Annotated in this window: 5 protein-coding genes; 4 read left to right on the top strand and 1 reads right to left on the bottom strand. The window is 71.6% G+C overall.

Annotated elements, in window-relative coordinates:
* Window positions 1-250 precede the first annotated feature (250 nt).
* Genes HG543_RS51050 through HG543_RS51040 form a run of 3 tightly spaced genes read left to right on the top strand, consistent with a single transcriptional unit; the run spans window position 251 to window position 3,545 of the window.
* A complete protein-coding gene (locus HG543_RS51050) occupies window positions 251-943 on the top strand; it encodes a response regulator (protein ID WP_169352253.1) in 693 nt (230 codons plus the stop codon).
* Window positions 944-951: 8 nt separating this feature from the next.
* Entirely contained in the window at window positions 952-2,298 is a 1,347-nt protein-coding gene (locus tag HG543_RS51045; protein ID WP_169352252.1) for an ATP-binding protein, read from the top strand.
* A gap of 11 nt (window positions 2,299-2,309) precedes the next feature.
* Window positions 2,310-3,545 (top strand): cytochrome P450, encoded by a 1,236-nt coding sequence (locus HG543_RS51040; protein WP_169352251.1) that lies wholly within the window; start codon window positions 2,310-2,312, stop codon window positions 3,543-3,545.
* Here the strand turns inward: HG543_RS51040 and HG543_RS51035 are convergent.
* Complete coding sequence (locus tag HG543_RS51035; protein ID WP_169352250.1) at window positions 3,542-4,189, bottom strand: DsbA family protein; 648 nt, start codon at window positions 4,187-4,189, stop codon at window positions 3,542-3,544. The two genes, HG543_RS51040 and HG543_RS51035, sit on opposite strands and share 4 nt — an antisense overlap.
* 149 nt (window positions 4,190-4,338) lie before the next feature.
* On the opposite strand from HG543_RS51035, the gene HG543_RS51030 reads away from it, so the two are divergent.
* Window positions 4,339-5,541, top strand: a complete 1,203-nt coding sequence (locus tag HG543_RS51030) for an alanyl-tRNA editing protein (RefSeq protein WP_169352249.1) — start codon at window positions 4,339-4,341, stop codon at window positions 5,539-5,541.
* The last annotated feature ends 4 nt before the right edge of the window (window positions 5,542-5,545 follow it).

Genomic DNA, 5,545 nt, shown 5'->3' with positions numbered 1-5,545 from the left:
TGCATTGGCAGCGTCAGCTGTGTATAAGAGACAGCCCGGGCAAGCCATGTTCCTGCCGCGCGCCACATCTTGCGTCCATGAGGAATACCGCCCGCCCTCCCGCCTGTTCTGCGCCTCGCACGCCGGAAGAACCGGAAAGCGGGCTCCCACCCTGTCGCTGGTGTGAGGGTGACTCGTTGTCCCGCGCAAGGAGCCAGGGCATTTCGCTCGGGCCTTCGTTACAGTGGCCGGCGAAGGAGCCGACGCTGTCATGGAAGCATTCAAGCTGCTGGTGGTGGACGACGAGCCGCAGGTGGCACATGCGCTGCGGCGGCTGTTCCGCAGGGAGGGCTTCGACGTCCAGGTCGCCTTCAGCGGCGCCGAGGCCCTGGAGCGACTCAAGGAGTTCAGCCCGGACATCGTCCTGACGGACTTCCGGATGCCGGGGATGACGGGCAGCGAGCTGCTCCAGCGCGTCAAGCGCAGCCACCCCCTGGCGCTGCGGCTCATCATCTCCGGCTACGCGGACTTCAAGTCGGTGGTGGCCTCGGTGAACGAGGGCGAAATCTGCCGCTTCATCAGCAAGCCGTGGGACGACGCGGAGCTGGTCTCCTACCTCACGAGCCTGCTGCGCCAGCGCGAGACGATGGCGCAGTTATACGCGCCCTTCCGCGCCGCCCAGGGCGTCAGCGCGGAGGTGGGCATGTCCGACGCCTCCATGGTGCTGAAGGTGCAGATGTCGGACCCGGCCTTCCCCGCCGAGCAGGCTCTCTCCATCATCGAGCGCTTCGCGGGCGTGCTGGCCGCTGACAGCCTGAAGGTGGTGGGCGGCCTGCTGGAGCGCTACGGCGGGCGGCTGTCGTTCGTCGCCGAGGTGGGCGGTCCCCAGCGGCTGCGGCTGGAGCTACCGGTGCGCGCGGAGGAGGCGGAGTCGTCGGTCCGCACGGGTGTGGGCGACGCATGAGGCAGCGGGTGTCGCTGTCGCCTGGGAGTCCGGAGGCGGACGCCGCCTGGGTGAACTCCCGGCTCAAGCACTTCACCCTCATCGCCTGCATCCTCATCCACCTGCTGCTGGTCTCCGCCATCTGGGGCCAGTGGGCGCGCATCGCCCTGGTGACGGCGGTGTTCCTGGCGGTGACGGGCATCAACATGGTGCTCGCCACGCGCTTCTTCTCCGAGCACACCCGGGCCCGGGAGGGCCTGCGGCTCTCGGTGAACATGGTGGCCAACGTCATCTACGGCCTGGCCAGCGACTGGGCGCTGCCCATATGGCTGTACCTGCCGCTCAACGCCCTGTGGGTGGACCGCTTCGTGGACCCGTCCGCGCGCGCGCGCCTGTTGGGGATGCTGGCGCTGGTGGTCGGCGTGGCCCTGGTGGACGGGTGTCCGCCCCTGGTGCCCGCGTGCTTCGTGCTCGCGTCGCTGCTCGTCTACTTCATCTCCGAGGGCCGCGTCTTCCTCACCCACCAGGCGCTGCACAGCCTGGCGCAGCAGCACGAGGAGCTGGAGCGAGCGCATCGGGAACTGGCGCAGGCGCACCAGCAGCTCGACGTGGCCCACCACCGCGCCCGCGAGCAGGAGCGGCTCACCAGCCTGGGCATGCTGGCGGCGGGCGTGGCGCACGAAATCAACAACCCGATGAGCTACGTGAAGAGCAACGTCAACTCGCTCTTCCAGGACCTCAAGGCGTCCCCCAACCTGTCGCCGGTGCTCCAGGAGTACGTCGATGACGTGCTGCCGGCGACGATGGACGGCATCCGCCGGGTGACGTCCATCGTCGCGGACCTGCGCCGCTTCGCGCGAGGGGATCCAGAGGCCATCGCGGAGTACGACCTCAACCAGGAGGTGGCCGTCGCGCTGCGCATCGCCCGCGGCCAGCTCGGGCCCCAGTGCCAGGTGGAGCTGGACTTGAAAGACCTGCCGCGCCTGCTCGGCCACCCGGGGCAGATTGCCCAGGTGGTGGTGAACCTCCTGATGAACGCCGCGCAGGCCATGCCCGAGGGCGGCCGCGTCTTCGTGTCCACGCGCATGGAGGAGGAGGAAGCGGTGCTGGAGGTGCGCGACAGCGGCGTGGGGATGACGCCGGAGGTGCGCGCGCGGCTCTTCGAGCCCTTCTTCACCACCAAGGCCCCGGGCGAGGGCACCGGCATGGGCCTGTCCGTGGTGCACGGCATCGTCACCGCGCACAGCGGCCGCATCCAGGTGGACAGCGCGCCGGGCCAGGGCGCCACCTTCACCGTGCGCCTGCCCCGCGTCCCCGCGCTGGCGGCGGGGCTCGACGGCGGGGCGATGATGTCCTCCCAGAGGGCGCGCGGCTAGACTCCCGCGCCATGTCGACGAAGACTCCGCCCGCCTTCTCCAGCCGCTTCGAGCCCCGGTACGTGGAGGACCCGTACCCCCTCTACGCGCGGCTGCGCGAGGAGGCCCCCGTCCAGTTCAGCGAGGAGATGCACCTGTGGGTGGTCTCCCGCCACGAGGACGTGAAGACGGTGGTGATGAACCCGGGCGACTTCCTGTCCGCCAACGCCTTCAAGAACCCGGTGCCGCCCGCGCCCGAGGTGCTGGCGGCGCTGGCGGCGGGCTACCCGCAGGTGCCCGCGCTCGTGGACGACGACCCGCCCAACCACACGCGCATGCGCGTCATCGTCACCAAGGCCCTGGCGCCCCACCGCGTCTCCGCCATGGAGTCGCGGGTGCGCGCCATCGCCACGGAGCTGGTGGACGCCTTCGCGAACGAGGGCCGCGCGGACCTCGTGGAGCGGCTGGCCTTCCCCCTGCCCGCGCGTGTCATCGGCGCCATCCTCGGGCTGCCGGACTCGGACCTGGAGCGGCTCAAGTCCTGGACGGAGGACCTGTCCACGCTCTCCGCGGGCAATGCCCCCGTGGCCCGGCAGGTGGAGTGCGCGCGGGGACTGGTGGCCGTGCAGAAGTACCTCGCGGGCCACATCGCCGAGCGGCGGCGCGAGCCGAAGGACGACCTCATCAGCGCGCTCATCGAGGCGCGCCACGAGGACACGCCCCCGCTGAATGACGTGGAGCTCATCAGCCTCTTGTCCATGCTGCACTTCGCCGGACACGAGACGACGGCCAACCTGCTCGGCAACGTGCTGGTGATGTTGCTGAAGGAGCCGGAGCGGCTGCGGGCACTGCGCGAGGACCCGGCCCTCATCCCGCTCGCCATCGAGGAGGGACTGCGCCGGGACTCGCCGGTGCAGGGCATGATGCGCACCACGCGGCGCGCGGTGACGCTGGGCGGCGTGGAGGTGCCCGAGGGCGCGCGGCTGCTCGTCCTCTTCGCCTCCGCCAACCGGGATGCCGCCGCCTTCCAGGCGCCGGACCGCGCCGACTTCCACCGCCCCGACGTGAGCCGGCACCTGGGCTTCGGGCAGGGCATCCACTACTGCATCGGCGCGCCGCTCGCCCGGATGGAGGTGCGCGCCGCGCTGGAATTGCTGCTGCGGCGGCTGCCCGGCCTGCGGCTGGCGCCGGGAGACGCCATCCAGTACGTGCCCAACTTCCTGCACCGCGGCCCCCGGCGGCTCCTCGTGGAGTGGGACCCGGCCTAGCGCTTCAGCTCCGCGTCGATGAGCTGGGTGAAGTCCTCCAGCGGGCGCGCGCCCATGATGGACTTGCCGTTGACGAAGAAGGTGGGGGTGCCGGCGATGCCGCGCCGCTGGGCCTCCACCACCTCCGCGTCGACGTAGTTGGCCAGGGCGGGGTTGTCGAGCGCCGCGCGGAAGCGGGGCAGGTCCAGGCCCAGGCCGCGCGCGTACTCCTCCAGCGACGCGCGGTCCAGCGAGCGCTGGTTGTCGAAGAGCACGTCGTGCATCTGCCAGAACTTCCCCTGCTCGTGCGCGGCCATGGTGGCGATGGCGGCGAGGCGCGCGTTGCCGTGCATGGGCAGCGGCTGGTGACGGAAGACGATGCGGACCTTGTCGCCGTACTTCTCGCGCAGCTCGCCGACGATGCTGGCGCCCTTCGCGCAGAACGGGCACTGGAAGTCCGACCAGACCTCCACCGTCACCGCCGCGTCACGGGCCCCGAGCGACGGCGCCTCCGCGCGGGGCGTCGCGGCGATGGGGTTGCTCTTGAGGTGCGCATGGGCCTTCGGGCAGTTCTTGTCACACGCCTTGCCCTCCCCCGCGAACGCGGGAACGGCGAGCGACAGCAGGGCACCAGCGGCCATGGCAACGGAGACCATGAGCTTCATGGAACAACCTCTTGGACGATGAATGGAGATGGAACGCCCGCCTTCCCACCCGGGAGGCTGGCGGCGACAAGGCCCTTCGGCCCACGCCCACAGGAGTGACACGAGCCGCGCGTTGGTTTCAGCGCGCCCGTGTTATCCCTTCCCGAGTCATGTCCCCTACCGAGCGCCTCTATTACGCCGACCCCTTCCTCCACCGCTTCACCGCCCGCGTCGTCGGGCAAGGCACCTGGAGCGGCGCGCCCTCCGTCGTCCTGGAGCGCACCGCCTTCTACCCGGAGGCGGGCGGGCAGATGGGGGACCGGGGCGTGCTCGGCGGGCTGCCCGTGCGCGACGTGCAGGTGGACGATGACGGCGTCGTCCACCACCTGCTGGAGGTGCCGGAGGGCGCCTCGCTGCCCGGGCCCGGCACGGAGCTGACGGGCGAGGTGGACCGGGTCCGCCGCCGCGCGAACATGTCGCTGCACACCGGCCAGCACATGCTGTCGCGCGCGCTCGTGGATGTGGCGGGCGCGGCCACCGTGTCCGCCCGCCTGGGCGAGACGCTGTGCACCATCGACACGGACCAGGACACCCTGGACGAGCGCCAGGTGGCCGAGGCGGAGGCCCTCGTCAACGCCATCATCGATGACGACGTCCCCATCCGCGCCTTCTTCCCCACGCCGGAGGAGCTGGCCGCGCTGCCGCTGCGCCGCGCGCCCAAGGTGACGGCCAACATCCGCGTCATCCAGATTGGCGACTTCGACGTATCGCCCTGCGGCGGCACGCACTGCACGCGCTCCGGGCAGGTGGGCCTGGTACGGGTGCTGGGCGTGGAGCGCTACAAGGGCAAGGGCCGCGTCCTCTTCTCCGCGGGCCCCCGCGCCCGGCGCGAGCTGTGGGAGGAGGCCGGCACGCTGCGCGCCATGAGCCGCGCCTTCACCTGTGGCCCCCTGGAGGTGCCCACCGTGGTGGACAAGCTGCGCCGCGAGCTGACCGAGGCCCGCGAGGCCCTGGGCGCCGCCCGCGCGCGCCTGGCCGAGCACTCCGCCGCGGAGCTGTTGGCCGCGCTGGACGCGTCCCCGGACAAGCGCGTGGTGGCGGTGCTCGACGGCGCCGGCCCCGAGCAGCTGCGCGCCGTGGCCGCGCGCCTCACGTCTCGCCCCGAAGCCGTGGTGCTGCTCGCCGGCCGGCTCCCCGACGGCATGCCCGTCCTCGTCTCCCGGGGCGCCAGCGCCTCCTTCGGCTGCGGCGCCTTCCTCAAGAAGGCCGCAGAGGCCGCGAAGGGCCGGGGCGGAGGCCGCCCCGAGCACGCGGAGGGACGCCTCCCGCCCGACACCGACTGGCCCGCCCTCGTCGCATCATTGATGGGCTGAAGCC

The sequence above is a fragment of the Pyxidicoccus fallax genome (assembly GCF_012933655.1).
Classification (GTDB): Bacteria; Myxococcota; Myxococcia; order Myxococcales; family Myxococcaceae; genus Myxococcus; species Myxococcus fallax.
This window is presented reverse-complemented; position numbering and strand designations above follow the sequence as displayed.